This is a genomic window from Gammaproteobacteria bacterium, assembly GCA_019911805.1.
Classification (GTDB): Bacteria; Pseudomonadota; Gammaproteobacteria; order Thiohalobacterales; family Thiohalobacteraceae; genus JAHJQQ01.
The window spans coordinates 1-26,878 of sequence record JAIOJV010000052.1 but is presented as its reverse complement, the minus strand read 5'-3'; the positions used below and the strand labels follow the sequence as shown (position 1 = coordinate 26,878).

Here is a 26,878-nt window from a genome sequence, read left to right as displayed (position 1 = left end):
CCTCTTCGGCGTAATCACTGGCATTATCATGGGTACCGAATCATCGACGACGCATAAAAAGTAATCGTTAATGACCGCGAGTCCGTGATGAGCATTAGGCAGGAGCATGGTGTATGGGCATCATCAAATTCCCGGGCGAATTCGACCCGCAAGACAAAGTGGACATCCAAAAACAGCTCGAAGACTATCGCGCCATTCTATCCTATCTCGATATCGACCCAACGACGGTGCGCTCGAAGGCGCAGCTCGATGCCCTCCTTGCCAACGCCGACGAGGAAGCCAAGAAAATGCTCGCGGGCCTTCCGCCGAATCATCCGCTAAATCAGGTCAATGATAGTATCGAGGGCTATATGCAACACAGGGATGAGGCACGTGCGCGCAAAGATCTCGAAGTGGCACTCAATCGGGCCAGCATGCGTCTGGCGCCGTGCATGCCTGTGAATAAACTCCCGGAGGCGGGCAGCTCGACGGATACTCCGCCAGCATCGTCTATTCTAAAGCCTTAGAATCTTACGGCACGACGATCAACGCGCTTGGCCTACCGGCGATCCTCATCTAGGGGTTCCGCGCAGGCTGATACAGCGTAGAAAACGAAACAAGCGACACGGTCGATGCCCGCAAAGCTCGCAGACCACAAGAATGGCCCCGCATACGCGGGGCCGAATCATTTCGCTACAGGTTCTTGTAGAGCTCCGCATCCTCGATAAAGGGCGGCTCACCGGACTTCCGGTATTCCTGCCAGTGCTCTTCCATCCGATCCGGATCGGTGCGGCAGATGATCACATCCTTCGAGATGTAGACTGCCTCGGTCTCACCGACCACGCTATCCTGAACTTCATTCGCTCTTTTCATGAATTGTCCTCATCAGTATTTACACGAAATGGCCACCCACAATGCCGGGCAAAGTTTGATGACCTATCACGTATAGCGAATGTCGCGGCAGATTCGTAATTCAGGCAGGCCAGCACATAAAAACCCCTCCCGCTTGCGCGGGAAGGGCTGTTGAATCGGCCTATGCCGTCAACGCATGTTGTCCTCCTCTTACGTTGATGTCTGAATTGGGTAGGGAACCACCCCTGCCCCGCTCGCCGCGCTCCGGCGCCAACCGGAGCGCGTACTCACCGCCATGGGTACCACCCCATGTCGTTCCACTCAATTGTCGCGTCGTGACTTTCGAAGATCCCGGTGCCACCCGGGACTGGCGTCCCTCGCCTGCGCAGGCTTTCGGCCTGCGCTTGCTTCTGATCGTCACTCGCTCCCGGTCTGTATGCTGACCACGGCTCGCTACGCCGCTGCCGCCAGGTGCCACCCCGGCGAATTACACAGACTTTCCCGCGTTATGCGCCAGCTCCCGCTGGCCATTCCATTGCGGCAGTTCGATCACATGCGCCGCGCGCCTCACCCATCGATTATGCTTCCGTCCGAACAGACGGTTTCACCGGCCCGAAGATACAAGCGGCTCGGTTACCAACATCGGCGATGCTTCCAGCGCTGTTGCAGTCCACTGCTGGGACCTAAACGGCTCATGTGACCTTACCCCACAGCATCCGTTCTGAATGCCTTGACTGGCTTGAGCTATACACTGACCCGCACGAGTTGCCTCCTGCGGTGCCCCGGAATCCATGTTTCGCTTTCGCGCAGGCCGCTTGGCCTGTGATTCCGGTGCCGTCATCGCTGACGGCCTGAGCCCACCAGTGGGGCCAAGGTTCTACCCTTCCGAGCAGCCCCTTGCAGGGATTCACACCCCTTCCTGCCGGCCCGGTCCTTGCGCATCCATTGCGCTTCCCCTGTTGCCAGGGTGACCGTGTCCGCGTCGCCCATCATCGTTTACAGCACAAGAATGAATATGAGGTAGACGGACGAGATTAGTCTCTTTGCAGAGCATTACTTCGTCCGGCCCCTCTTGCACCCAGCGAGCCCAACTACAGGCACTAGGCGCTACGCGACAACTCAATGGCTGGCAACCATCGAGCGATCTCCAGTTGGCGACCGGAGAGAGGCATCACGCCTCGAAGTGGAACATTGGCGATGTGGCAGGCGGCCCGCTGGACCCTTCCGAAAAGGCCCACCGGGCCGCCCGCCGGCGCGAACAGATGCGCGGTTGCGCATGTCGCTGGCATTGCCTGTCCCTCATTGCGTATAGCGAATCCCGAGTTGCTGCCCATGTATCTTCAATAATGTGTGCGCCAGCTGGCGCACGCACAGTTTGCATTCAATGCCTTAAATCCCTATGCCCGCGCATAGCGGTATGCAGCACCGAGTTACCTATACTGCGTATGAAACTGCCCCCGCAACGGCCGTCAATTGCGAAACTTCGCGTACCGCGTTCGAAGAGCGCGGCAATGTGGGTGCTGATGGACCTCGTCCGCACGGGTCATCGGCATTGGACACGCGGGACGGTCAGGCCCGAGAAACTGGACGCCCTGGTCGATAAACTCGACACGCGCTTCGGCATATTGATGACCGACTCAACTCGTGCACGCCACCGCAGGCAGGCGCGGCCTACCGCGCGGCTGGTCGTCTATCCGGTCGGAGAGGTGTTCTTCTGGTGGCTGCTGATTACCGGGCCTGAGTGCCGTGTTCAGCAATTGTGTACGGAGTATCAGGAGGTGCTGCACGATGCATATCATCCTGAGCACCGCGTGCATTGGGGAGACGAATACATTTTGAAGCCTCGGCAACGCAGTCGGAGCGGCGGCGGAGGTCACGCCTGGACGTGGTTCCTGACACGCCGCGCGATGCACGATGTCGAGCGCGAGATTGTGACGCTGGCTGCCGCACATGGACGCCACAGCGAACGCACAGACGATCTGGAACGGTCGATGCAGCGCTTGCGCAATCGGCCCATGTTCGGCGGCGTACGCGTACAGGCATCCCGCATGTTGCTGCGGGCGCGCAGGGTCTGGTGTAAGACACATGTGACTCCGGCGCCATCATGCATCACTGATCGGCTGCCGTTCTTTGGTGGCAGACCGGTGATCTACTGACCCTTTCAGAGGAAGTGACTTTCGAGGCAATTTCGTAACGAGAGTCGCGCCCGATAGAAAATCGCCCAAAGGTTCGCCGGTGTGATGTTGAAGTGCGCACAGATCGTTTCTGTGCTCTCCTCTTGGAGTTCACGCATAAGAAACAGGCGTGCCTGCCGCTCGGGCATGTGCTCCAGACAGTATTCCAACACCGCCCAGAATTGCCCATCCTCCAGTGCCTTTTCCGGATTACCCCAGTCGGCGATTCTCATCGTCCAGTGTCCATCACCCGAAAAACTGCGTTCGACGATGTCGCCGTCATCCCCCGACGTCTCCGGATCACCCAGCGAGACCTCGCGGGACTCCCGGCGGAACTGGTCAAGGATCTTGTGCTTGAGGATGCCGATCAGCCAGGTGCGCACCGACGCGCCGCCGGTAAAACGCTCACGTGCCTGAAGCGCAGCAAGCAGGGTTTCCTGTACTACCTCTTCCGCCTTGTGCTCGTCCCGCAACCGCGACAGCGCGTAGCGGTAGAGCGCATCTCCGTGCGCCGTCAGCCAGTGTTCCGGACTGTCGATACCACCGTCCATCTTTGCTGTGCCCTGGTCGTTCAACGCAGCGATCTCAGCATGTCGAGGACTGCCAGACGATACGCGTCGATGGCCGCGTTGATGGCGGCCACGCTGGTCTCGGATTCGCCGAGTCCTTCCCATTGTGTTTCCCAGACGGCTCGCAGGCGGTCCGCCTCTCCGGGCACCGGATCCGGAATCACTTGGCTGAGGTCATGAATCGTCAGGATATGTGCCCACCCCGCCCGGGGGCTGCCGTATTCGGTGCTCTGGTCGTAATGGCTGAAGAACACGACACGCTGCAATTCGCCCACCTCGGTCAACACCTCGAACCCGGCAGTGCGGATGTTGCTGTTCTGTTCGGAACGCTCGTTGCGCCAGGTGTTGTAGCCGAGACCCGACAGCGCCACGGTCAAGCTGATGATCGCCACCAGGTTCCGCCGGATCTGTTCGAAGATGGAATCCTTCATGTGTCACCTCCCGCCGGCGGGACGCAGCAATCACGCGATTCATGCCGGACAGCATGCCGCGGGATTGCCAGTGATCTGCACGGGCGGACACGGCATGTCGCCATAGGAGCAGAACACGCAGCAATCGCCAGGTTTCGGCCTGAGCAACGCACGGCATTGTGTGCAGTCGTAAAAATAGAGGCAGGCGTCTGTCGGCATGGCTTCGAGCTTTGCATATCCGCACTGCGGGCAGGTCAGCGTCGAATGCAGCATCAGAGTCTCTGGCGCGCGTTGCGGGGCTGGCTCAGGAATGCAGCGTCGGTTGGCGGGCCAGACCAGGTCCAATATGGCGACGGCCCCCATGAAAACCAATCCGACATAGAGAAGGTAGGTGCTCCAGGTGTACTCCCACAATGGATAGAGCGTCGCCACCACCATGGTCGGCCCCAGTATTCCGAGCAGGCTGCGATGCCACTGACGATGCAGGAAATAACCCAGTGCGTTCGCCGCGAATGCCACGCCGGCAAACAACGGTAGCAGGAGGTTCAGCATCACCCCTTCATACTGGGCGAGAAAACCCAACCCGAAAACGGCCCCGATACTGGCGAGCGCGGGGAAGCACATGGCGCAACTCAATGCCGCTACGACGCTGCCGACGGCACCCGTGCTGTTCGCTATGCGTGCGAGATTGTCTGCGTCCTTCCTCACCACTCTCCCTCCTGGTTCACCTCACCGGCCTGGATACTGCTGAACGCACCGCTGCATTGAGCGCACCACGATCCGGCGATTTCACAAAACCACGATGATGATGCCGAGATTTGACCGACCGGTCTACTATATTCGAGGCCTCCGCTGAAGGCAAGCGTGCCGTACAGCCAGTCCGACGCCACATATAACCCGACGTTCGATGGCAATTCCTTGCTAGTTCCGGCCTGCGATCACTCCGCCGTCGACATCCCAGATCGCACCGGTGACCCAGCCGGCATCTTCGCTGAGCAGGAACGCGATGGCTTTGGCGACATCGTCAGGCATTCCAATTCGTCCAATGGGATGAAAGGCATCGAAGGTGGCGAGGGTCTCGTCCACCCGATTCGGGTCGATGAATTTCTCATAGATGGGGGTTTTGACCACTGCTGGAGAGACTGCGTTGACACGGATGTTCATGTCCGCGAGCTCCATGGACAGATGTTGCGTCAAGGCATGCAGGCCCGCCTTGGCCATGGAGTAGGCAGAGGACGGCGTGGCCTTGATGGCCTGCTTGGCCCACATCGACCCGATGTTCACCATTGAGCCGCCCCCGTTCGCCACCATGTTCTTGGCCACCGCCTGGGTAATGAAGAACATCGAGCGGTTGATGTTCAGATATTTATCGTAGTCGTCCTGCTCATGCGAGAGGAAGGGCGTCGGCTTGAAGTATCCCGCCGCATTCACGAGATACTTGATGTGCTGGTCGGGATTTTCGGCATAGGCAATGACGCGTTGTACATCGCTCTGGTGATAGAGATTCGCCAGGATCGCCTCGACATCGCCAAGCGCAGCCAGCTCGCGTTCAGCCGCAACCAGTTTTTTCATCGAGCTTCCGACAATGACGGTCTTTATGCCTATGTCCAACAACAGCTTCGCCGTGGCCAGCCCTATCCCACTGGTTCCGCCAACGATCAGCGCTACATTTTGACCCGGGTTTTTCATAATGTTTCCTATCTTCAGTCGTGATTGGGAGACGGTAAGTTAAGCAGTTACATGACTTGCTGATCTTGCTCAGGTTTCATGGCTCTTGCTAACCGCGCCAGTATCTGGGATAGCCGGGACCTGCGCGGAGATTGTTGAATAGCAGCGCGACACCGACTACAACGCCGGCACCCAGTAATACCGGCGTCGCAAGAAAGGTCCAGCCAGGCTGAGCGAGCAGCACCACGAGCGGATCGGCACCCGCAGGCGGATGGCCGGTGCGCGTGAGCAGCATGGCGGTGATGCTGAGCCCGACCGCGAGACCCATAACCCACCCTTCCGTCCCCGCGAATGTCAGGAGCAGCAGTCCTACCGCTGTGGAGACGAGATGGCCGCCAATCACATTGCGTGGCTGCGCGAACGGGCTTTCCGGTACGGCGAAGACGAGAAAACAGGACGCCCCGAACGGCGCCATCAGGACAGGTACGCCTGCGGAAGACGTCAGCAGCGTCAGCGCTGATATCGCCAGCATCCCCCCCAGGCCCGCGAGGAACGTCTGGCGGACACTGATGCGCGGCGGCGCGTTGGCACCGCCGCGGAGGCGCTCGACCCAGTACTTCCAGTGCAGCAGCGACCTACTCATTCCCACATCCCCGGCATGCCGACGTAGCCTTCGATACGGCGGATATCGCCGAACCAGCGCAGGATGTTGGCGTACTGTGCGATGTCGACCTGTCCCTCCGGGGAGAGCGCAAGATAGGGATAGATCGCCAGATCGGCGATGCTCAGCTCGTCATCGACCAGCCAGCGGGTTTGTGCAAGCGTATGGTCGATGATGCGTAGCGTTGCGTCAGTGATCGTCTCGGCGCGCGCCACATCGATCGGACGCGCCCACTTGTGATTGACACGCAGGATGGCGGGTCCGGCGGCAATCTCGTTGGCCGCCGTCGAGAGCCAGCTCACGATTCTGGCCAGATGAACCGGATCCTGTGGCCACCAACGTTCGCCGCCGTAGCGACTGGCGAGGTACACGAGGATGGCCTGGCTGTCGCGGATCGCAACATCGCCATCGACCAACACAGGCACCTCACCGAAGGGGTTGAGCGCAAGGTATGCGGGCGTATGCTGTTCGCCGGCAGCCAGATCCACAGTAACCCGTTCGTACGGCAGCCCGAGCATCGACAGCAGCATGCGGACCTTGTGGCAGTTGCCCGACAAGGCGGTTTCATGGAGTCGGATCATGCGACGCTCTCCTTATGCAGCGATCAGTAGAAGGATTCATGCTGCACGCGTTCCGCTGCGATACCGAGCCGATTTGCGGCAACGCGCACGGCTTCGATCAGCGCGATCGGACCGCAGACATAGAACACCGCATCGTCGGCAGCACGCCGCAGCACCTCGGTCACATCCAGGCGTCGGTGACCCGGAACACGGCTGAAATAGGTGAAATAGTCACTCGTCAGCTCGACGGCGAGCTGGTCTCGGTAGGCCATATCCGCAGGCGTCCGCCCCGTGTAATGCAGCTCGAACGGTACGTTGCGGCTGCGCAGCGTCTGGGCCATGGCCCTGATCGGCGTGATGCCGATGCCGCCGGCGATCAGCACCGCGGGACGCGCATCGGTATGCAGCGGAAAATGGTTGATCGGCGGTGCGACGCGCAGCCGCGTGCCGATCCGCCAGGCCTCATGGATCCTCCGCGAACCGCCACGGCCGTCGCTTTCGCAAAGCACGGCAATCTCGTACACATCGTGACACCCGGGATGCGTCATGAGCGAATACTGGCGTGTGACCGTGGACCCGTCGGCTAGGCGCACGGGTACTTCGAGGTGGGCACCGGCCTCGGCCTGCGGCAGGTCTCCCCAGTCTTCGGCATGGAATTCATAGGCGCGGATGCGCGAGGTCAACTGGCGGACGCCGGTGATCGTCAGCGCCAGTTCGCCATTGCCGACCGGTTCCTCGGCCGGTGCCTGCGGCTGCGCGTCTTGCGCCGATCTGGCCTCCTTGATGCGTTGCGCGATTTCGTCCTTCGTATAGCGGGGAGTGATGTACTTCGGGCAGTTCCAGTCGAAGCCCTCGATGCGGATCACGATGCCGCGTTCGACACGTGCCCGGTACTCGGGATTGTCGAGACGCGCCAGCAGTTCGGGATCGCTGTCCTCGTCGATCACCCGCGCACGGCCGAGGATCTTCAGGCGGGCCTGGTTCGGGTAGTCCATCAGGAACAGGCAGACGCGGTCATCGCCGGCCAGATTGCCCACCGAGATGTATTGACGGTTTCCGGTGAAGTCGGCATAGCCGATCGTGCGCGCATCGAGCACCTTGAGGAAGCCGGCCGGACCGCCGCGATGCTGCACATACGGCCAGCCGGTTTCACTCACCGTGCCCTGGTAGAAGCTATTGCTCCCCTTGATGAAGCCGATTTCGGACGGACCGAGTTCGGGCGGCTGCACCGGCCCCTGCTCATGTTGGCTATAGGCACCGCGACTCCCCATCCGTTCCTGAATGGCCTTGACGTTCGCGGTGAATGCAATGTCCATGAAGGCACTGGTCATGGAAGGGCCCTCCTGTTCGTCCGGTTGAAGTCGGGCGGAAGGGGTCGCCCCCTTCCGCCATGACCTCGATCTCAGACGGCGAGTTTCAGATCGATCTTCGGGAAGTCGATGTCGATGCGGCTGGCCCGGCCAAGGATGTTGGTCAGGATGTTCATGCCGACGTGGGTGATGATCTCGACGATCTCCGCATCGCAGTAGCCGGCGTTACGCACATCGGCCAGTTCGGCATTGGTGATGTCGCCAGTGTGTTCGACGAGGGCGCGGGCGAACCGCACGGCGGCGGCTGCCCTGGCGTCCTGACTGGTGCCGGCACGGTTGGCATCGATCTCGGCACCGTTGAGGCCGACCTTGCGACCGATCGCGGTGTGCGCCGACAGGCAGTATTCGCAGGCGTTCTGCTGGGCGAGCGCAAGGGCGATGCGTTCGCCGGTCTGCGGGTCGAGGTGGCCGCCGTTGCCGACCCCGTACAGGCCGAGGAAGGCCTTCAGCGCTGCCGGCGAGTTGGCGAACACCTTGAGGAAGTTCGGGACCATGCCGAGTTGCGACTGGATCGCGTCGTAAAGGGCCTTCTGTTCGGCGTTGGCGGTTTCGTGGGTGACGACGTTGATGCGGGCCATGGTGTTTCTCCTGTGCGTAATGACGGGTTGAGGCGTCGCGGTATGACGACGGTCGCCACTCTGCCAGAGATGCTTTGGCGCAAGAATACCCGTATAATGCAATTCATTATTCCATTAGACGGAATTATCATGGACCGCTTCCACCTGATGAACGTGTTTGTCGCGGTTGCCGAAACCGGGAGTTTTGCCGGCGGGGCCCGGCGCCTGAAGCTGTCACCGCCCGCCGTGACGCGTGCCGTGGTGGCCCTGGAAGAGCGGCTGGGGGTACGGTTACTCACCCGTACCACACGCGTCGTGCGCGTGACCGAAGCCGGTGCGCGCTATCTCGAGGATGCACGCCGCGTCCTGGTCGAGCTGGAAGAAGCTGACGCCGCTGCCGCGGGTATCAACGCAACGCCGCGCGGACAGCTGGCGATCACGGCACCTGTGCTGTTCGGCAAGCTGTACGTGATGCCGATCATCACCGAGTATCAGTCATTATTCGAGCAAACGACGGTGTCGGCACTGTTCGTCGATCGCGTCGTGAACTTCATCGATGAGGGCATGGACGTCGGTGTGCGTATCGGTCCGCTGCCCGATTCGTCACTGCGCGCCATCCGGGTCGGACGCGTGCGCCGGGTCGTGGTCGGCGCGCCTGCCTATCTCGAAAAACACGGCATTCCGCAGACCCCGGATGAATTGGCCAAGCACCGTCTCGTCGCATCGAGCGGGATCGCGCCGACGAACGATTGGGTCTTCGAGTCGGCCGATGAGAAACTGTCGGTGCGCGTGCAGCCACGCATCTTCGTGAACACCAACGACGGGCCACTGGAAGCTGCGCGCCAGGGCTATGGGCTGACGCGCCTGCTCTCTTACCAGGTGGCACCGCAACTCGCCTCGGGCGAATTGAAAACCGTCCTCGGCGACTACGAGGGACCCGACCTCCCGGTGCATGTCATTCACCGCGAAGGGCGGCACGGATCAGCGAAGGTGCGCAGCTTCGTCGACCTCGCCGTCGACCGGTTGCGTGCGGACAAGGCGCTCAACTAGTTTCAGCGGCACATTCCGATGCAAGGCTCGATAGGCGTATACCGAGGGTGCCCCCAGAACGTCTCGTACCAGTGGGCTTGCAATTGACCGCTCGGTCAACTAGGCTTTGCCCATGATCGATGAACATGACACTCGCCAGCGTATCATCGCGAGCGCACGCGACCTGATCTACAGCCGCAGCTATGCGGACGTGGGCGTAGCCGAGATTTGCGAGCGCGCCGCGGTGAAGAAAGGCAGTTTCTATCATTTTTTTCCAAGCAAGCAGGAACTTAGCCTGGCCATCATCGACGACTTGCGGGTCGTGATGGAGGATCGGGTGCTGATTCCCGCCTTCGCCCGCGATCTGACGCCCCTGAACAGATTGCAGCGCTTCGTGGACAACCTGTACGAATTCCAGCGAGGAACGGCCGCCACCGCAGGCCGCCTCCTGGGCTGTCCGTTCGGCAATCTTGCCCTGGAACTGGCCACACGGGACGAGTTGATTCGCCACAAGCTGGAGGCGGTATTTGCCGGCATCCAGGCCCGTTTCGAGAACGTGCTGACGGAAGCCATGGCTGCGGGCGAAGTCGGTGAGGTCGATATCCCCGCCACCGCCCAGGCCATGCTGGCCTACATCGAGGGTGTGCTGATGATGGCCAAAACCGCCAATGACCCAAACGTGATCCGCCGGCTGGGCCCGGCCTTCGCGAGTATCCGGATCCCGCCGGTGGCCAACTGAGTTTTTTTGCCCTGAAACTAGACCGACCGGTCTACTTGTTGAGACAGATGAGACAGCCACATGAGTCACAGCACCCTGGACGCCCGCAACCTGAACTGCCCGCTGCCCATCCTGCGCACCCGAAAGGCCCTGAACGGTCTGGCGAACGGCGACACCTTGGAAGTGCTCGCCACCGATCCCGGTTCGGTGAAAGACATTGATTCGTTCTGCAAGCAGACCGGCAACACCCTCGTCAGCACCAACGAGCAGCAAGGCCAATACACCTTCGTCATCCGCAAGAACTGACACCCATCCACATTAGGAGAAGGCACATGACCGCAAACGCAACTCAGTTGCCAATGGGCAGTGGAAACGCCGATCTCAACGCCTGGTTCGACCGTCGATTCGAAGAAAAGATGGCCGAGCGCGCAGCCAACCACGTTCCCAGCATGACGCTGATCGCCACCAAGGGAACCCTGGACATGGCCTACCCGCCGTTCATTCTCGCCTCGACCGCCGCAGCCTTGGGTTGGCAGGTCTCGGTCTTCTTCACCTTCTACGGACTCAGTCTTCTCAAGAAGGAACTCGATCTCCAGGTCACACCGATGGGCAATCCCGCGATGCCCATGAAGCTGCCGTTCGGACCCGAGTGGTTGAAGAGCCAGGAGATCCACGTCCCGACCCTGCTGATGTCGACGCCGGGTTTCCAGGCTGCCGCGACAAGTCTGATGAAGAAGACCATGCGCAATAAAGGCGTGGCAGATATCGCGGAGTTGCGTTCGTTGTGTGTCGACGCGGACGTGAAGCTCGTCGCCTGCCAGATGACCGTCGATCTGTTCGGTATGAGCAAGGACGACTTCATTCCGGAGATCGCGGATTGGGTCGGCGCCGCCAGTTTCCTGCCGATTGCCCAGACCGCCGACGTCAACCTGTTCATCTGATCCATCACAAGGATATCCCTCATGCAGAAATTTCCCTACCACACCCAGGACACCGCCCCGGCCGAGGCTCGCCCGCTGCTCGACGGCGCCAGGAAGAAATACGGGATGATCCCGAATCTGTACGCCAAAATGGCGGAGGCCCCTGCCCTGTTACAGGCCTATTTTCAGATCGCCGAACTGTTCTCCAAGTCCGGCCTGACAGCTGTTGAACAGCAGGTGGTCCTGCTGACCGTAAGCCGGGTGAACGGTTGTGCATATTGCGTGGGCGCACACAGTGTCCTGGCCGACATGGGCGGAGTGCCTGCGGCCGTGACCGATGCGATCCGCGACGACACGCCGATTACCGATGCCAGGCTGGAAGCGTTGCGACAATTTACGGCCAGGCTGGTAGAGGCACGCGGGTGGCTTTCCGACGACGACATCGATGCCTTCGTCGCATCCGGCTACACGCCGGCGAATGTCCTAGATGTGGTACTGGGAGTGGGCCAGAAGACCCTGTCCAACTATACCAATCACCTGACCGGAACCGAACTGGACGCCGCCTTCGCGGGACGCGCCTGGCAGGCGCCGGCTACCATTTGAGTCACGCTGATGACACCCAGCATCCTCGCGGGGAATGAGCCATGAAACGCAAACCGGGTGACAAAGTGACATCCATTCGACTGCCGGCCATCGACGGGACGCAGTTCGACCTGGATAGTCTGAAAGGCAGACCGTACATGCTGTCGTTTTTCCGCTTCGCCTCCTGCCCGTTCTGCAACCTGCGCATGCATGAACTGGTGACGAAGTTTTCGCAATTCCATAACGGGTTCACGGTGGTCGCCGTGTTCGACTCTCCGCTGGACAACTTGCGCGAGCATGCCGACAAGCATCATTCGCCGTTCCCGGTCCTGGCGGATACGAACAATGCCTACTACAAACTCTACGACATCCAGCATTCCTTCTGGGGCGTGATGAGAGGCATGATTTTCCGCATGCCAAAACTGATGTATGGCATGTTCGCCAAAGGCTATGTCCCGCTCAAGATCAAAGGCAGCATGACGACGATGCCGGCGGACTTTCTGGTGGACCGTCAAGGCATCATCCGCGAGGCTTATTACGGAAAGGATGAGGGTGATCACCTGCCCTTCGAGAGGATTGTCGAATTCTCGAAATCGCAGTGAGCGAGAGATGCATCATCACGTTCTGAAGACACACGATATGTCAGAAGCCCATATCTCAGTGCCCGTCACGTACCAGCGCGAATGGCAGGACGGCTTCGGCGCGCGCGGCTGGAAGCTGGACGTGTCCATCGGCGAACCCTGTGTCATTGCCGCGACTGCCGAACACGGCACGCGGATACCCACCTCTGTGCTCGTGCACGACATCCTCGATCACTATCTGTGCGGATTCGGAATCGGTGGGCACCGTAACGAGGCTATGGCACTGATGCAGCTGGCGTCGCGGACCGGTGCCGATCCGCGCGTGGATTTCCGGCAGATTGTCGACGAGGACCTTATCCATGGGCACTGCAACGGTGAACCGCTGCACGCCTTCCTGCCGGAGGCGTTGACCGCCCTGGTACCGGAGCACATTCGTGGCGATAAGGCCTCCATGGAGTTTCTGGTCCGAGAACTCGGCAGGGACGGACTCCGAGGCACGCTCATCGAGCACTTCGTGACCATCGGTACAGCGGTTCAGGATCAGGTGGTGACTCATTGGCGACACCTGGGGCTCGACTACGGGCGCCGGTCCGCGATGGGCATTGCCCTGCAACGGATCCTGGTGCAGTTGGACGGGCTCGCGCGCGAACATAACTGGCCGTATGCGCACGGACGGTTTGTGATCGGTACCCATCAGTGCGGAGTGGACATCGAAATTCCTGAACGTATCCGCATCGAGTCCCCCGTCGTAGATCGCGATGACGCGACGGATCACCCGGGTTACCCGCCACCGCGGCGACGTACCGCACCGGGCCCATAGCCCATGTGCTGTTTGAAGGCCTTGCGGAAAGCGGCCTCTGACTGATAGCCGCACTGCTCGGCGATCGCCGCGACCGACTGTTCGCTGACACGTAATTGCTCAAACGCGCATTGCATGCGCCAGTGGGTGACATACGTCATCGGAGCCATGCCCATGAGTTCCTGGAACCGCTTCGCGAAGGCGGCGCGCGACATCGCGGCCGTGTCGGCGAGCTTGTCTACCGTCCAGGCCGAACCGGGCGCATCGTGCAGTCGTTGCAGTGCGCGGGCGATTTTACGGTCGGAAAGCGCCGACAGCACGCCGGCAGCCCCGGCATGCTCGCGCATGTACGATCTCACCACCTGGATGAACAATACATCGGCCAGGCGATCGACGACGACATCTGCGCCGGCCTCCCCGCTTTCGGACTCCGCCGCGATGTAGCGGATGAGCTGATCGAGCCAGCCGATGCGCGCGGAGTCCTCGCTGCGGATATGCACCACATCGGGCAGCGCGGCGAGAATCGGATTGACCAGCGGAGTTTCGAACTCGAAATAGCCGCACACCAGGCTGGTGGCAGGACCCTCTCCGCCGGTGGAGACGAGACCGCTGTGCGGCGACAGGTTCACCTGCACGGGGCTGGAACTGATGACATGCACGGCGTCGCGGGGAAACACCAGCAGATCGCCACTCCGCAGCGGCTGCGGATCGCGTCCGGGCAGGTGCAGCCAGCAGGCGCCCCGGGCAATCAGGTGGAAGGTCGCCTTGTGCTCGCCGGATGAATCCACCGACCAGGCGCCGCAGACGCTCGCATGAAAGAACACATTGGCGCGCAACCGCAACAGACGGAGCAGGTCGCTGAGGACATCCACGTCAGACACTCCCTTGGACGATTGAACATGAATTCCAGCGTGTGCGGCATATATCGTCCACGCCACGCGCTCTAGCATGGGTTCCGTCCGGTACCGACCGGACACCCTCCAACCCAACCGAACAGGAGTCATCCCATGTCACTGAAGCAGATCCTTACCCGGGCCCTGGTGGTCCTCGCCTTCGCGACCGGCATTGCCGGCGCCGCAGCGCCGACGACCAAGGACGGCGTCACTACCATCCATCTCGACGAGTACAACGGCTATTTCTCGGCCAAGGAGACACTGGTCGATCTCAAGCCCGGCGTCTACGAGTTCGTGGTCAGCAACAAGGCCGACAAGCTCGTCGGTTTCTGGTTGCAGGACGCCAAAACGCAGGAGTTCCTGGAGCGGTTCCCGCTCGAGCCGGGACAGACCCGCACCGCGCGCGTCACCGTCGGCGAGAACGGCTTCCGCTACCGCTGCCCGATCAATCCCACGCCGTGGTACGAGGTCGAAGTGAGCAAGTAACCGGCCCACGGACAGGCGCGCCGCGATCAGTGGCGCGCCTGTCTGAATCCCCGAACGACATCCCCGCAACGCCATTTTCAGCTGGACAGCCGGATCGGCATCCTCTTCCCAGACGTATCGCCCTGTTGGCCGATGAAGCTCTCCACTTCGGCGCCTCTGATCGGACGACAGAACAAGAAGCCCTGTGCCTCATCGCAGCCGATTCTGTTCAGGAAATCGTACTGGTTCTGCGACTCGATGCCCTCCGCGATCACCTTCAGGCCCAGATTGTGTCCAAGATCGATGATCGACCGGACCAGCAAGGCATCTCCCGCGTCTTGCTCGATATTGCATACGAACGAACGGTCGATCTTGAGCCTGTCGAGAGGCAGTTGCCGCAGATATGCGAGCGACGAATACCCCGTCCCGAAATCGTCCAGTGCGATGCACACACCTAATGCCTTGAGATCCCTAAGCATCTCGATGGAATGGGGCACGTCCTGCATCGCCAGGGTTTCGGTAATCTCGACTTCCAGATACTGCGGAGGCAGACCCGAATGATTCAACGCATCGGAGATTGTCTTGATGATGTCCCGGGTGATGAACTGCCGCGCCGAGAGGTTCACCGCGATGCGGATCCAGGGCATCCCGCCTTCGCGCCACGCCTTGGCCTGGTGACAGGCCGTGCGCAGAATCCATTCGCCGATGGGCTGGATGAGTCCGGTTTCCTCCGCCAGGGGTATGAATTTTCCGGGCGGCAACGACCCGAACACCGGATGCTCCCAGCGCAGCAGGGCCTCGACACCGGCCACGGCCCCGTCGGCGAACGCCACCTGGGGCTGATACGCCAGGCTCAGTTCGCCGCGCTCCAGGGCATGACGCAAGTGATTTTCCAGCAACAGGCGCTCCCGCGCCGCGGCGCTCAGCCCGGATGCATAGGCATGGAATCCCCCACCGCCACCCTTGACCTGCTGCAACGCCTGATCGGCACGACTGATCAGGGATATGGCGTCCTGTCCATCGGCCGGATAATGGCAGCAGCCGATACTCGCTCCCAGGAATAGTTCGTACTGGTCGACCAGCAGCGGATCCCCGAATCGGGTCACAATATCCATTGCCAGCTGCGAAGCCGTACCGGATGTGGCGGGATTGGTCAGCGACACGCCGAAGATTTCGCCCTCGTAGCGGTAGACGTGGGCCGTGACATAGCCTCCGCCGAAATCCGCGACGATCTCCGTGAGCCGGCGCGATAGGATCTGATAGAGCCGGTCGGCGATGCCGTGCCCCATGCTGTCGATGATCCGCTGGGTGCGCTCGATGCCGATCAGCAGCACGGCGCCCTGCTCGCCCAGTTCCAGAGACGTCTGTATATCGGACAGGAACCGGCGGCGGTTTGGCAGGTCGGTCACCGGATCATGGAACGCCATGTGCTCCAGGCGGCGTTCCGCCCGTACCCGCTCGGAAATGTCGCGGAGGTACACATGAAAGACCTTGAAATCCCTGAGCCAGTGCACATTGGCCTCGTAATCTCTGCCGAGGACGGTGTACTGCCAATGCGCCCAGTCGCTAGACTGCGCGGTCAGGTTCCTGACACGCTCCCGCACGTCCTGCGGCAGCAGGCTCAGTGGCGCTTCGGCCGGCACACCCAGGGCCATCAGCGTCGCCCACGCCCCCGGGTTCACATATTCGACGTCACCCGTGCGCGTCAGCCGTAGCACAGGATTCGGATTCTTTTCCACGAACATCGCCAGCCGCTGACGCTCCCGGACGCCCGACAGATAGGCACTGAGAAACAAACCTGCAAGAACGGCGATCACCAGGATCGCGCCGATGTAATAACGTGCGGATGTGTTCACCATGCCGATCCTGTTTTCGACCTGATTCCGGTATTCGTGCATCCGTTGCTGAAGATCGTCCGACAGCGTACTCAGACTCGTGGAGGCGATCAGACTCTTCTCGGTTACCTGTTCGAGTATCTCGCGCGCGCGGTCCCAATCGATCGGGACATCGTTCAGAGTACGTTCGAGCGCGCCGGACAGCGATCGGATCTCCGCTATGACCTGCGTCACGACGTCGGTCCTGGGGTACCTTCCGAATTGATTCGACAACACCGCCCAGCTATCGTCGATGGCGCGCTGATTGTCCTCCCAGCGTGTCTTGAAAACCGGGCTTCCCGTCGTGGCGTAATACTCGTAGAGGATGGACTCCTGTGTCGCGATGTGACCGCGCAGCGCGGCTATCCCGGCGTACATCGCGATCCCGTTGTCCAGGTACTTCACGGTATCCTCGTTCAGAATGGCGCTGTCCCGATACAATGTCACCGACAGTCCGACGCCTATCGCGAACACCAGCGCGTAGAGGGCGCGCACGAACGGGATGGCCTTCTTTTCCATCGCATCACCTCAGCACATCACCGGCTCCTCATGCGCGCGGCGATCAGATGATCGACACTCAGTTTCCCGGCTCCCGAGAAGATCAGCGGCATGAACAGCACGAGATACATCAGCGGCAGCTTGAAGCCATTGTCGCAGACGTTGTAGCCGTTGCCGGCGTGTACGCTGGCCCACGCGACGATCGTCAGAATCACCAGCGAGACACTGAAGAACCGTGTGCCGAGCCCGATTACTAGCGCGACAGCGCCAAGCAGCTCGCTCCAGGTGGCGAGGAACCAGCTGATGTCGACGGGTACGACACTGAAAGGGAACGGGAAGTCCTCCTGGATCGCAGCGAACCAGTTCTCTCCACGGAATTTCTCCACACCGGCCTCCCAGAACTCGTAGGCCAGCAACAGCCGGATGCCCAGCTGTGGCAGAAACTCGCCCAGGCGGTTCAGAAACCCGAAAACGTCCCGCGCCACACAGACCGTACAGGCATTCAACAGCTTCGACATGTTCATCTCCCGTTCAGTAATTCAGTAAACCGCCCCGGCGTGCCGGAGTTTTTCGAGCAAGTTGCGGCCCATCTCGACGATCAGATCCGGGTTTTCATGATTCATTTCGTCCGCGATGCGCAGCATGGCTGCACGTCCCGTCAGGTCCGTGTCGCGGATCAGTTCGAGCAACCGTGCTGATAACGGATTCAGGACAATGAAGCGTACGGCGTGTGCCGCATCGCGATAGACCAGATACCAGTACGCGCCTTTGTCGGTGCCCTTCGGCCTGTAGCGCGGCCGGATGCGGTGTACGGGGTAGCTATAGCCGGCCAGGCGGGCGGTGGGGTTGAGCCTGGGCCGCTCCGCCAAAAGCTCCCGACCAGGTTCGAGACCTGGTGGCACTACTTCTTCCTCGGCGACGGATACGGCCAGTTCCACCCATTCGTAGTGCATGAAGTCGTACAGATACGGTCGCTTCGGAAACAGCGCCTCGGCAAGCGGTTCGAACCAGGCCAGGAACTCGCCGGGTATGTCCCGGAACAGCGGCGAGTGACTGCGGTGCTCCGCGAAGAAGCGCCGCACCATAGCGCGCCATGCGCGGGCGCCGAGCAGCCGGCGCGTGATCGGAAAACACGCCAGCAGGAAGCCTTCCAGATTGTTGTACAGCAGCTCCTCGTAGACGCGCATGCGCCGCGCCGGCACGCCCGGCGGCCGCGGCTGTCCGCGCGGGTCGCGGATGCGCGCCGCCAAACTGGCCTGGAAGGCCCGGAAGTCATGGGGTTCAGGCGACGCGGACATGGCGCTTACCCCGATTCAGACATTGCAGTGCGCGGATATGACGGACTTCGTCGAGCAGTTCACCGAGCGGCGGCAGGTTGAAATCGCGTTCCAGAAGCGTTGGTGGTGTCCCTATCCGTGCGTAGGTTTTATCCAGCAGCTGCCATACCGGATCGATCACCTCGGCACCGTGGGTGTCAACGATCAGATCTTCGGCCTCGCGGTAATGTCCGGCGACGTGCAGGTAGACCACCCGCTCTGTCGGCAGGCGCTGAATGAAGGACCACGGGTCGTAACCGAAATTGACGCTGTTGACGTAGACGTTGTTGACGTCCAGGTGCAGGTCGCAATCGGCCTCGTCGAGCACGGCGCGAATAAACTCGCCCTCGTCCATTTCGGCGATCGGCGGGGCCACGTAATAGGACGCGTTCTCCACGGCGATGCGCCGCTCCAGGATCTCCTGGGTGCGGCGAATCCGCGCGGCGACGTGATGCACCGCCTCTTCAGTGAACGGAATCGGCAGCAGGTCGTAGAGGTGACCGGTATCGCTGCACCAGGACAGATGCTCGGTATAGAGGGCGATGGCGTGTTCGTCCAGAAACGCCTTGACCCGGAGCAGGAACGCCTCGTCCAGCGGGGCCGGACCGCCGAGCGACAGCGACAGGCCGTGCGCGACCAGCGGGCGCTGTTCGGCGATCATTCGCAGATCCCTGCGCCAGGCGCCGCCCATGCCCATCCAGTTCTCGGGCGCGAGCTCAAGAAAATCGATCGCGTCGGGGACACCGGCCCTGAGGTCGGGAAGCAGCTCCCGCCTCAGGCCGAGCCCCGCGCCATGCACGCGTGCGGTTTGCATGTGCGCGGTCCCGCAGTACTACTGCGGGGTACCTTCGGCGGGCATATCCTTCTTCGCGCCGCCGCACTTGCCCTCGCCGCACTTCCCATCCTTGGCCTTGGCCTCGGTCTTGCCGCCGCACTTGCCCTCGCCGCATTTCCCATCCTTGGCCTTGGCATCGGCCTTGCCGCCGCATTTGCCTTCGCCGCACTTCCCGTCCTTGGCCTTGGTATCGGCCTCGGCGACCTGATAGCCCTGCGCGAGCTCCTGCATACCGAAGGGATTGTCACCGGCGAGGGCCAGGCCGGAAGAACCGAGGACGGCGGTCAGCGCCAGCGAAACAGAGGTCTTGGTCACGTTCATGTGGATCTCCTGATGTGTGTCATGTCATTGCCCCGTGCGGGGCCGTTGATGACGATCATCCCGGAGAAACGGTCAGCGAGTCAGTGCGAATGCCGGTCCCGCTCGGCGATGGCCTGGCGGATGCGTTCGCGTGCTTCGGCAGGCAGTTCGACGGCCGGCGACTCCGAATTCGGGCGGTGGGCCATGATCCGCATGGCCTGCCGCAGCAGCCGGATCTGCCGCTCGAAACGCCGGCAGTTGTCGCACATCCAGAGATGCACACGCAGGGCCCAACGCTCCCGGAACCCAAGGTTCCGTTCCTGGCTTTCCGACACCAGTCGCGTCGCGTCTTTACATGTCAGCATCGTCGATCCAACCTCCGGGCCTCGCTGCCCGTTCACTCCGAAAACTGCCAGGCCCGCGGGCCTGAGACAGCATCGTCTGCACATTGGTCGGAGCGGGCGGAGATTCCTGACATGCGTATAACGTTTGATTTCGCGACAGTAACTTAGGCTTATGCAACGACTTGTTTCTCATGGCGTATTTATGAGGGAAACGACCTGCCGGGGGCGGGCCGATCGTGCGGGCACCGCGTTTCGTTAACGGTGAGGCTCCATGCCTTGTAAGGATAGTGCCTCAGCGGCGACTAATGGAATGGGCTGTGTCAATGGGCCGCATCCTGTCCTCCGGATCGGTCGAGACCGGCATCCCAAATGCGCGACGAAAGGCAGCAAACCCAGCCACCTGATCCCGGAGATGAACATGAAACGCTCTTATGCATACCTGCTGTCACTCACCCTGCTCATTGCGCTATCGAACGCATCGTGGGGGGAAGAGCCCGGCCGCGTGCCGCAACTCGGCGAGCGCATTGCCGAGTTCCAGTCGCAGCGGCCGGCACCCGACCCGCAGCGGCGCACCGTCTTGGAGAAGGCCGCAGCGGATCTGGCTCGGGCCATGCCCGCACCAGGCCTCCCGGTCGGCAGCCTTGCGCCGGATTTCGCGTTGCCAGACGCCCTCGGTAACACGGTCCAGCTGCACGACCTGCTCGCACAGGGCCCGGTCGTGCTGGTCTTCTACCGCGGCGCCTGGTGCCCGTACTGCAATCTCCAGCTGCATGCCCTGAAGGAGAGTCTTCCGCATATCCAGCGCTACGGAGCCCGACTGGTTGCCGTCACACCTCAGATGCCGGACCGCTCCCGCAGTCAGATCGAAAAAGACGCCTATCCGTTCGCGATCCTGAGCGATCTCGACAACCGCATCATGCAGGCCTACAACCTCTATTTCGAGCTGCCGGAGGAACTGCGTAGGCTCTACATCGAGGATTTCGATCTGGACATCGCCGACTACAACGGTGAAGGACGTTACGGTCTGCCGGTGCCCGGCACCTTCATCATCGACCGGGACGGCGTCATCCGCACGGCCTTTGCGGATACCGACTACACCCGGCGCATGGAACCGGCGGCGATCATCGAGGCCCTGTCCGACATCGCGGCCACATCGGAAAGCGCGGCCGCTCGGCATCACTCAACGCAATCGCCCTAGATGGCAAAGCGTAAGGAGGACCGTTCATGTCAGCGGACACCCGCCCACTGGTGAAAGTCACCATCTTCTCCGATTACATCTGCCCATACTGCTATCTCGGCTGGTTGCGCCTGGAGAAACTGCGCCGCGACTATGATCTGAGGATCAACTGGTGCATGACCGAAATCCATGCTGACAACCCGCCCGAAGGCTGTCCGCCGACGGACATCGGATTTACCTCCGAACAATGGGGGCGCATGATGGCCGATCTCGACGTGCTCGCCGTCGAAGAAGGCGTCCGCTTCGCGGGCCTCGACTTCACGACCAACTCGCACAACGCACTGTTGCTGGCCGAGGCCGCCAAGGAGGAAGGGCGGGAAGCCTTCTACGCCCTGCACCGCAGACTGTTCGAGGTCTATCTCCGCGAAGGGCGCAACCTGGCCGACAAACAGGTGCTGCGTGAACTGGTGCACGCATTGAAACTCGATCCCGCCCTGCCCGATCGCGCCTGGAACGAACCCCGCTACGAGCGCCGGTTACAGGAGTACACGCTCGCCGCGCGGGAACTCGGCGTCAGTGTGACGCCGACGTTCTTTTTCGGTCCTCAGCCACTTATCGGCCTGCAAACCCTGGACACATTGCAAACCGCGGCCGATGCCTCACTGGCCCACGCAAGCAAGTCCTGAATATGGCGTACTTGTATAGAACGCATGCACAGCGATTGATTCCGGCAGTTCCAGAAGGTTAGTATCCTAACCACCATGGAGCAGGCCGATACCCACCGATTCAAAACATTGCTGGAACGCATTCGCGATGAACTGCTTGCCACGGACGATACCGGCCGAGACGCGGCCGGCACGGTCGTTCTGGACCAGTCCAGCGTGGGCCGTTTGTCGCGAATGGATGCCATGCAGAGCCAGGCAATCGCTATCGAGGCGCAACGGCGACGGGAACTGCAACTCAAGCGCATCGAGCTGGCATTGGCGCGAATCGCTGCGGCCGAGTACGGTGTGTGTATGGACTGTGACGAATACATCGACCCGCGAAGGCTGGAGATCGACCCTACGGCGACGCTATGCATTGCCTGCGCCAACAAACGCGACAGTTGACGGGCGATGGATGGTCAGCGTAACAGCAACACCGGCACCGTCGCATTACGGATCACGTTCGTGGTGGTGCTGCCGACCAGGAACCGGCGAATCACCGAGTGGCCGTAGGCGCCCATGATCAGCAGGTCGATGTCCTGCTCTCTCCGATAGTCGCACAGCACGCGCTCAACCTCCCCCGACCGCAGCACCGCGGGCGCCTCGAAGCCGGCGGCCGTGAGCGTGTCGCGCGCCCAGTCCAGTTGCGCGCGGTGCTCGGCGCTGTCCGCGCCGACCATCACCACATGGCAGGGCAGCCTGCGGAACAGCGGGCTGGCGGCGACCATCTCGACGCCCTTGCGCGTGGTCGCGCTGTCGTCGAAGGCGATCATCACCCGGCGCGGTTCGCGGTATTCGGGCGTAGTGACCAGGATCGGCCGGTGCAGCGTGCGCACCACGTTCTCCAGACGGCTGCCGACATGCTCGCCGAGATTTTCATCGTGCTTGCCCATGACCAGCAGACGGATCTGGTCTTCGAGCTCCACCAGGGTCTCCACGAGGTTGCCATGGCGCTGGAGTGTGGCGGGCTCGGCGACACCGTCGGCGACCGCGCGCTCGCGCGCCGCCTCCAGCATCAGCCTTCCCTGTTCCAGCGCCAGCCGCCCGCGCTTCTCGTCGAGCGCGGCGAGTTCCTCGAGCAGTGCTTCGCGGCTGCCCAGGCCGATGTTGCCGCTTAGATTGCTCTGGATCGGGTATTCGGACTTGTCGAGCACGTGCAGGAACACCAGCGGCGCCGTCATGCGCAGGCTGGCCCAGGCCGCGTAGTCGCATACGGCGGGTGATACATCAGTACCGTCGATGCAAGCAATAACCTTGCTCATCATGATCCCCTTGTCAGTGACCCATCAGCTTGGCGACGGCATCCGGTTTGTCGTGCACGGCGAAGCGGTCGACGATGGTTGTGCTGGCCTCGTTGAGACCGATGATCTCCACTGCCGTGCCCTCGCGGCGGAACTTAAGAACCACCTTGTCCAGCGCGCTCACGGCCGTGATATCCCAGAAATGTGCCTGGCACAGGTCGATCGTCACCTTGTCGATGGCTTCCTTGAAGTCGAAGAACTCCACGAACTTGTCCGCCGAGGCGAAGAATACCTGGCCGACCACGCTGTAGGTCCGATGCAAACCGTCCTCGCTCAGCTCCGAGGTCACGTATTTGAAGTGCGCGACCTTGTTGGCGAAGAACATCGCCGCCAGCAGTACGCCGACGAACACGCCATAGGCCAGATTGTGGGTCGCGACAACCACGACCACCGTGGAGGTCATGACGATGCTGCTGCTCGGCGGGTGTTTCCTGAGATTCCGGAGAGACTCCCAGCTAAACGTGCCGATGGCCACCATGATCATCACCGCCACCAGCGCGGCCATCGGGATCTGCGCCACCCACTCGCCCAGAAACACCACCATCACCAGCAGGAACACGCCGGCGCACAGGGTCGACAGCCGGGTGCGGCCACCGGATTTCACGTTGATTACCGACTGGCCGATCATCGCGCAGCCGGCCATGCCGCCGAGCAGTCCGGAGGCGATGTTGGCCACGCCCTGGCCCTTGCATTCACGGTTCTTGTCGCTGGTGGTGTCGGTCAGGTCGTCGACGATGGTCGCCGTCATCAGCGACTCGAGCAGTCCGACCATGGCCAGCGAAACGGAATAGGGAAGGATGATGCCAAGCGTTTCCAGGTTCAACGGCACCTCCGGCCACAGAAACACCGGCAGCGTGTCCGGCAGATCGCCCATGTCGCCGACGGTGCGGATATCCATATCGAGCGCCATCGCGATCGCCGTCAGCACGACGATCGTGATCAGCGGCGACGGAACGGCCTTGGTGAGATAGGGAAACAGATAGATGATCGCGAGACCGCCGGTCGTCATGGCATAGACATGCCAGGTCACGTCCGTCAGTTCGGGCAGCTGTGCCAGAAAAATGAGAATCGCCAACGCGTTCACGAAACCGGTCACCACCGAGCGCGACACGAAGCGCATCAGCGAGCCCAGCTTGAGATAACCCGCGCCGATCTGCAACGTCCCGGTCAGCAGCGTCGCCGCCAGCAGGTATTGCAGGCCATGCTCCTTGACCAGCGTGACCATCAGCAGCGCCATCGCGCCGGTGGCCGCGGAGACCATGCCAGGACGACCGCCGGCGAAGGCGATGACCACCGAGATGCAGAACGAGGCATACAGCCCGACCTTGGGGTCGACCCCGGCGATCACTGAGAAAGCGATGGCCTCGGGGATCAGAGCCAGGGCCACGACCAGACCGGCGAGCACATCGCCACGCAAATTGGAGAACCAGTTGGACCGTACCGACGAAATCATTCCATCTTTCCTGTGAACCACGGCACGACCGGTGACGCAATGTCGCGAGGCCGGACAGACATCGCTGCCGGACGGCATGGTGGGTGTGTGCTGGGCAGATCAATAACAGCAAGACCGCATTCATTCCTGCGGCCCGCGGGAGAGTTCTGATAAGCGGAGTTATGGGGGTTGGATACGCATGAAGGGCGGCATCTTAAACGACCTCGGCCCCGCGATCAAGGCAGCACAGCGGATGCCGATTTTCCGCCTTATTCGCCGTCCACATCTGCCAGGACCATCCCGGCAACGGGCGAATGCGCCGCCGGACCGTTACTGTGGACCACCCAGGTGTTCTTGCCCTTCTGCTTGGCAAGATACATGGCATGGTCGGCGCAGGCGATCAGCTGATCCAGATCCTCACCATGCTCGCGATAGAAGCTGATACCGACACTGACGCTGATGCGGTAGGCGTTTCCGTCAACCTCGAACGGCTGGGCGATGGCGCGGATCAGCTTGTCGGCAATGCCGAACACGACCTCCCGGGAATAAAGGTTCGACAGCAGGAGGATGAATTCGTCGCCGCCGTGCCTAGCGATCGAATCGGTCGCGCGCAGGCTACGTTGCAGCCGCTTGGCCACCTCTTTGAGCACCTGATCGCCGACGGCGTGGCCCGCCGTGTCGTTGATCGACTTGAAGCCGTCGAGATCCATGAAAAAGACCGCGATGGGATGCGGATCGTCGCGCTTGGCCAGATTCACCGTCTGCTCGAATCGGTCGCGCAGCAGGACGCGGTTGGGCAGGCCTGTCAGGTAATCGTGTTCAGCCAGAAAGCGGATATGCTCGTCACGCGCCTTGCGCTCGGTAATATCGGAGAAGATCGAGATGTAATGGATGATCTCGCCGGATTTGTCGCGCACCGCCGTCAATGCCAGCCAGGCAGGATATACTTCGCCGTTTTTGGTGCGGTTGTGCACTTCTCCCTTCCAATGTCCGTCGCGGCACACCGCATCCCACATACACTTGTAAATCGCATCTTCCTGTAAGCCCTGACGCAGGAAAGCGGGTGAACTGCCCAACACCTCGTCGAGGTCATAACCGGTCATGGCAGTGAAGGCGGCATTGACCGACAGAATGCGATCCAGGGTATCGGTGATCATGATGGCCTCGCCGCTGTGCTCGAAGACCTTGGCGGACAGCTGGAGCTCGGCGGACTCCTGATGCTGTCGCGTCACATCCCGCAACTGCATCACGATCCCGGTCTCTGAGCCGCCCGGCACCTCATAACGGCTGGCGGCGCCTTCGGCGACGAACAGCGCGCCGTCGAAGCGGCGCATCGCCAGGTCATAGAGTTTCGACGGCCTGCCCGGCTCCAGCGCGAGGAGATTTTCCAACAGGTGTACGCGACCGCTACGGCGCGTATCGGTTGTCGAGTCCAGCAGAGTATCGAAGAGCATCCCGCGCGCGGTATCGGCAGTGACGGAGAACAGCCCCTCGGCGCTCGCATTCAGCCAGCGTATCCGCAGTTGCGTGTCCAGCACCAACAGCGCTTCGCCGGCGGCGTGCGCGAGATGGTACCAGCGGGAGTGCTCAACCTCTCTGGCAGGGTCTTCGGTCATTTGTGGCAGACGCCTGATATCTTGATATTTTTTGATTCTCTAGGAGATGATTTCAGCCGGAGTCAGCGACCTGATGGCACGCCGTGACCTGATTCGGTATTAGGAGAATACCTGCGCTGCATCCGGGTATCCTACAACAAGCGGGCACCCTCATCGACCTGTAAGCAGGACGCCCGACTGCTTAACGGCCTGATCGGGCAGCGAGCTTCGCCTCCTCAGTCAGTAAAGACCTTTAACCGAGGGGCTTTGCCCCCTCGCTTCGCGAGCCTCCCCCAAAACAAGCGCTGCGAGCAAACCCGGTGAAATGATTCGGAGGGAGGGAGTGAAGGAGCGGATCGGTCACGGCTTACCCTACTGACCGAGGCCAGTAAGGTTGCCGTGCCGTGGAGACTATGACCCGTCAGTCGGTCGGTCAGTCGCTACACGGAGACGAGCCGGATGCCCGCTCGTCCTGCCTGGTTCAAGGCAGCATCGCCTCCCCCACCGGGTCCAGGCCATACAAGCTCCGACTCCGCACCCAAGGGTCATCCCCAATGTAGGTGCCGGGAGCCCGTATCAGGCTTTCCGTTGCGGTCTGTGAGGGTCCCATTCTACCGCTTGGGCAGCATGCCCCACGCCGTGCCGAACCGAGACTGTGGACGCATAAACACGGCGCGGTAGGCTTCGGTTGATCGATGCCTACGTAGCCGTATAG

32 protein-coding genes and 1 pseudogene are annotated in these 26,878 nt (G+C 61.4%); 13 read left to right on the top strand and 20 right to left on the bottom strand.

What is annotated here, in order from left to right:
* Positions 1-113: 113 nt before the first annotated feature.
* Positions 114-506 (top strand): hypothetical protein, encoded by a 393-nt coding sequence (locus K8I04_05525; protein ID MBZ0071167.1) that lies wholly within the window; start codon positions 114-116, stop codon positions 504-506.
* 166 nt (positions 507-672) lie between these two features.
* Here the strand turns inward: K8I04_05525 and K8I04_05520 are convergent, their stop codons facing one another.
* A complete protein-coding gene (locus tag K8I04_05520; GenBank protein MBZ0071166.1) occupies positions 673-852 on the bottom strand; it encodes a hypothetical protein in 180 nt (59 codons plus the stop codon).
* Positions 853-2,354: 1,502 nt separating this feature from the next.
* Here K8I04_05520 and K8I04_05515 point away from each other — a divergent pair.
* Positions 2,355-2,987 (top strand): hypothetical protein, encoded by a 633-nt coding sequence (locus K8I04_05515; GenBank protein ID MBZ0071165.1) that lies wholly within the window; start codon positions 2,355-2,357, stop codon positions 2,985-2,987.
* A 5-nt stretch (positions 2,988-2,992) separates the two neighbouring features.
* Here the strand turns inward: K8I04_05515 and K8I04_05510 are convergent, their stop codons facing one another.
* The 9 genes and pseudogenes from K8I04_05510 to K8I04_05470 all read right to left on the bottom strand — a co-directional run bounded on the left by K8I04_05510 (position 2,993) and on the right by K8I04_05470 (position 8,821).
* A complete protein-coding gene (locus K8I04_05510; GenBank protein MBZ0071164.1) occupies positions 2,993-3,556 on the bottom strand; it encodes a sigma-70 family RNA polymerase sigma factor in 564 nt (187 codons plus the stop codon).
* A 20-nt stretch (positions 3,557-3,576) separates the two neighbouring features.
* Complete coding sequence (locus tag K8I04_05505; protein MBZ0071163.1) at positions 3,577-4,005, bottom strand: hypothetical protein; 429 nt, start codon at positions 4,003-4,005, stop codon at positions 3,577-3,579.
* Between the two features lie 39 nt (positions 4,006-4,044).
* A complete protein-coding gene (locus tag K8I04_05500; GenBank protein MBZ0071162.1) occupies positions 4,045-4,257 on the bottom strand; it encodes a hypothetical protein in 213 nt (70 codons plus the stop codon).
* A 15-nt stretch (positions 4,258-4,272) separates the two neighbouring features.
* Positions 4,273-4,692: pseudogene (gene merC, locus K8I04_05495) on the bottom strand (organomercurial transporter MerC).
* 213 nt (positions 4,693-4,905) lie between these two features.
* Positions 4,906-5,673 (bottom strand): SDR family oxidoreductase, encoded by a 768-nt coding sequence (locus K8I04_05490; protein ID MBZ0071161.1) that lies wholly within the window; start codon positions 5,671-5,673, stop codon positions 4,906-4,908.
* Positions 5,674-5,761: 88 nt separating this feature from the next.
* Positions 5,762-6,295 carry an HPP family protein gene (locus K8I04_05485; GenBank protein MBZ0071160.1) on the bottom strand — a complete coding sequence of 178 codons (534 nt, stop codon included), beginning with the start codon at positions 6,293-6,295 and terminating at the stop codon, positions 5,762-5,764.
* Positions 6,292-6,894, bottom strand: coding sequence for a glutathione S-transferase family protein (locus tag K8I04_05480; protein MBZ0071159.1), 603 nt, complete (start codon positions 6,892-6,894; stop codon positions 6,292-6,294). Before K8I04_05480 ends, K8I04_05485 begins: the two co-directional genes overlap by 4 nt.
* Positions 6,895-6,917: 23 nt before the next feature.
* The gene (locus tag K8I04_05475) at positions 6,918-8,204 is read right to left on the bottom strand and encodes a pyridoxamine 5'-phosphate oxidase family protein (protein MBZ0071158.1); all 1,287 of its coding nucleotides are present in this window, start codon (positions 8,202-8,204) and stop codon (positions 6,918-6,920) included.
* Positions 8,205-8,275: 71 nt separating this feature from the next.
* Positions 8,276-8,821 (bottom strand): carboxymuconolactone decarboxylase family protein, encoded by a 546-nt coding sequence (locus tag K8I04_05470; protein ID MBZ0071157.1) that lies wholly within the window; start codon positions 8,819-8,821, stop codon positions 8,276-8,278.
* A 129-nt stretch (positions 8,822-8,950) separates the two neighbouring features.
* Between K8I04_05470 and K8I04_05465 the strand changes: the two genes are divergently transcribed.
* The 7 genes from K8I04_05465 to K8I04_05435 all read left to right on the top strand — a co-directional run bounded on the left by K8I04_05465 (position 8,951) and on the right by K8I04_05435 (position 13,450).
* Positions 8,951-9,850, top strand: coding sequence for a LysR family transcriptional regulator (locus K8I04_05465; protein MBZ0071156.1), 900 nt, complete (start codon positions 8,951-8,953; stop codon positions 9,848-9,850).
* 112 nt (positions 9,851-9,962) lie between these two features.
* Positions 9,963-10,568, top strand: coding sequence for a TetR/AcrR family transcriptional regulator (locus tag K8I04_05460; protein MBZ0071155.1), 606 nt, complete (start codon positions 9,963-9,965; stop codon positions 10,566-10,568).
* Between the two features lie 60 nt (positions 10,569-10,628).
* Positions 10,629-10,853: a sulfurtransferase TusA family protein gene (locus tag K8I04_05455; GenBank protein MBZ0071154.1), complete on the top strand. Its 225-nt coding sequence runs from the start codon at positions 10,629-10,631 to the stop codon at positions 10,851-10,853.
* A 26-nt stretch (positions 10,854-10,879) separates the two neighbouring features.
* The gene (locus tag K8I04_05450) at positions 10,880-11,488 is read left to right on the top strand and encodes a DsrE/DsrF/DrsH-like family protein (protein ID MBZ0071153.1); all 609 of its coding nucleotides are present in this window, start codon (positions 10,880-10,882) and stop codon (positions 11,486-11,488) included.
* A gap of 21 nt (positions 11,489-11,509) precedes the next feature.
* Positions 11,510-12,070 carry a carboxymuconolactone decarboxylase family protein gene (locus K8I04_05445; GenBank protein MBZ0071152.1) on the top strand — a complete coding sequence of 187 codons (561 nt, stop codon included), beginning with the start codon at positions 11,510-11,512 and terminating at the stop codon, positions 12,068-12,070.
* Between the two features lie 41 nt (positions 12,071-12,111).
* On the top strand, positions 12,112-12,651 hold the full coding sequence (locus K8I04_05440; GenBank protein MBZ0071151.1) for an AhpC/TSA family protein: 540 nt from the start codon (positions 12,112-12,114) through the stop codon (positions 12,649-12,651).
* 37 nt (positions 12,652-12,688) lie between these two features.
* Positions 12,689-13,450, top strand: coding sequence for a hypothetical protein (locus tag K8I04_05435; protein ID MBZ0071150.1), 762 nt, complete (start codon positions 12,689-12,691; stop codon positions 13,448-13,450).
* Here the strand turns inward: K8I04_05435 and K8I04_05430 are convergent.
* Positions 13,411-14,301: an AraC family transcriptional regulator gene (locus K8I04_05430; protein MBZ0071149.1), complete on the bottom strand. Its 891-nt coding sequence runs from the start codon at positions 14,299-14,301 to the stop codon at positions 13,411-13,413. The two genes, K8I04_05435 and K8I04_05430, sit on opposite strands and share 40 nt — an antisense overlap.
* 135 nt (positions 14,302-14,436) lie before the next feature.
* Here K8I04_05430 and K8I04_05425 point away from each other — a divergent pair, with 135 nt between their 5' ends.
* Positions 14,437-14,808 carry a hypothetical protein gene (locus K8I04_05425; protein ID MBZ0071148.1) on the top strand — a complete coding sequence of 124 codons (372 nt, stop codon included), beginning with the start codon at positions 14,437-14,439 and terminating at the stop codon, positions 14,806-14,808.
* A 77-nt stretch (positions 14,809-14,885) separates the two neighbouring features.
* On the opposite strand, the gene K8I04_05420 is transcribed toward K8I04_05425, so the two are convergent.
* The 6 genes from K8I04_05420 to K8I04_05395 all read right to left on the bottom strand — a co-directional run bounded on the left by K8I04_05420 (position 14,886) and on the right by K8I04_05395 (position 19,975).
* Positions 14,886-17,180 (bottom strand): EAL domain-containing protein, encoded by a 2,295-nt coding sequence (locus tag K8I04_05420; protein ID MBZ0071147.1) that lies wholly within the window; start codon positions 17,178-17,180, stop codon positions 14,886-14,888.
* Positions 17,181-17,197: 17 nt separating this feature from the next.
* The gene (locus tag K8I04_05415) at positions 17,198-17,677 is read right to left on the bottom strand and encodes a DoxX family protein (GenBank protein ID MBZ0071146.1); all 480 of its coding nucleotides are present in this window, start codon (positions 17,675-17,677) and stop codon (positions 17,198-17,200) included.
* A 21-nt stretch (positions 17,678-17,698) separates the two neighbouring features.
* Positions 17,699-18,457: a putative DNA-binding domain-containing protein gene (locus K8I04_05410; GenBank protein ID MBZ0071145.1), complete on the bottom strand. Its 759-nt coding sequence runs from the start codon at positions 18,455-18,457 to the stop codon at positions 17,699-17,701.
* Entirely contained in the window at positions 18,441-19,289 is an 849-nt protein-coding gene (locus tag K8I04_05405; GenBank protein MBZ0071144.1) for a DUF692 domain-containing protein, read from the bottom strand. The genes K8I04_05410 and K8I04_05405 overlap by 17 nt, the downstream gene beginning before the upstream one ends.
* A gap of 18 nt (positions 19,290-19,307) precedes the next feature.
* Positions 19,308-19,631 (bottom strand): hypothetical protein, encoded by a 324-nt coding sequence (locus K8I04_05400; protein MBZ0071143.1) that lies wholly within the window; start codon positions 19,629-19,631, stop codon positions 19,308-19,310.
* Between the two features lie 80 nt (positions 19,632-19,711).
* A complete protein-coding gene (locus K8I04_05395) occupies positions 19,712-19,975 on the bottom strand; it encodes a zf-HC2 domain-containing protein (protein MBZ0071142.1) in 264 nt (87 codons plus the stop codon).
* Between the two features lie 397 nt (positions 19,976-20,372).
* Between K8I04_05395 and K8I04_05390 the strand changes: the two genes are divergently transcribed.
* The 3 genes from K8I04_05390 to K8I04_05380 all read left to right on the top strand — a co-directional run bounded on the left by K8I04_05390 (position 20,373) and on the right by K8I04_05380 (position 22,240).
* Positions 20,373-21,152, top strand: a complete 780-nt coding sequence (locus K8I04_05390) for an AhpC/TSA family protein (GenBank protein MBZ0071141.1) — start codon at positions 20,373-20,375, stop codon at positions 21,150-21,152.
* A gap of 26 nt (positions 21,153-21,178) precedes the next feature.
* Positions 21,179-21,817, top strand: a complete 639-nt coding sequence (locus tag K8I04_05385; protein MBZ0071140.1) for a DsbA family protein — start codon at positions 21,179-21,181, stop codon at positions 21,815-21,817.
* 75 nt (positions 21,818-21,892) lie between these two features.
* Positions 21,893-22,240: a TraR/DksA C4-type zinc finger protein gene (locus K8I04_05380; GenBank protein MBZ0071139.1), complete on the top strand. Its 348-nt coding sequence runs from the start codon at positions 21,893-21,895 to the stop codon at positions 22,238-22,240.
* Between the two features lie 14 nt (positions 22,241-22,254).
* On the opposite strand, the gene K8I04_05375 is transcribed toward K8I04_05380, so the two are convergent.
* The 3 genes from K8I04_05375 to K8I04_05365 form a co-directional block, all read right to left on the bottom strand.
* Positions 22,255-23,097 carry a universal stress protein gene (locus K8I04_05375; protein ID MBZ0071138.1) on the bottom strand — a complete coding sequence of 281 codons (843 nt, stop codon included), beginning with the start codon at positions 23,095-23,097 and terminating at the stop codon, positions 22,255-22,257.
* Positions 23,098-23,110: 13 nt separating this feature from the next.
* Positions 23,111-24,589 carry a SulP family inorganic anion transporter gene (locus K8I04_05370; GenBank protein MBZ0071137.1) on the bottom strand — a complete coding sequence of 493 codons (1,479 nt, stop codon included), beginning with the start codon at positions 24,587-24,589 and terminating at the stop codon, positions 23,111-23,113.
* A 248-nt stretch (positions 24,590-24,837) separates the two neighbouring features.
* Positions 24,838-26,184, bottom strand: a complete 1,347-nt coding sequence (locus K8I04_05365; GenBank protein ID MBZ0071136.1) for a diguanylate cyclase — start codon at positions 26,182-26,184, stop codon at positions 24,838-24,840.
* Between the last annotated feature and the right edge of the window lie 694 nt (positions 26,185-26,878).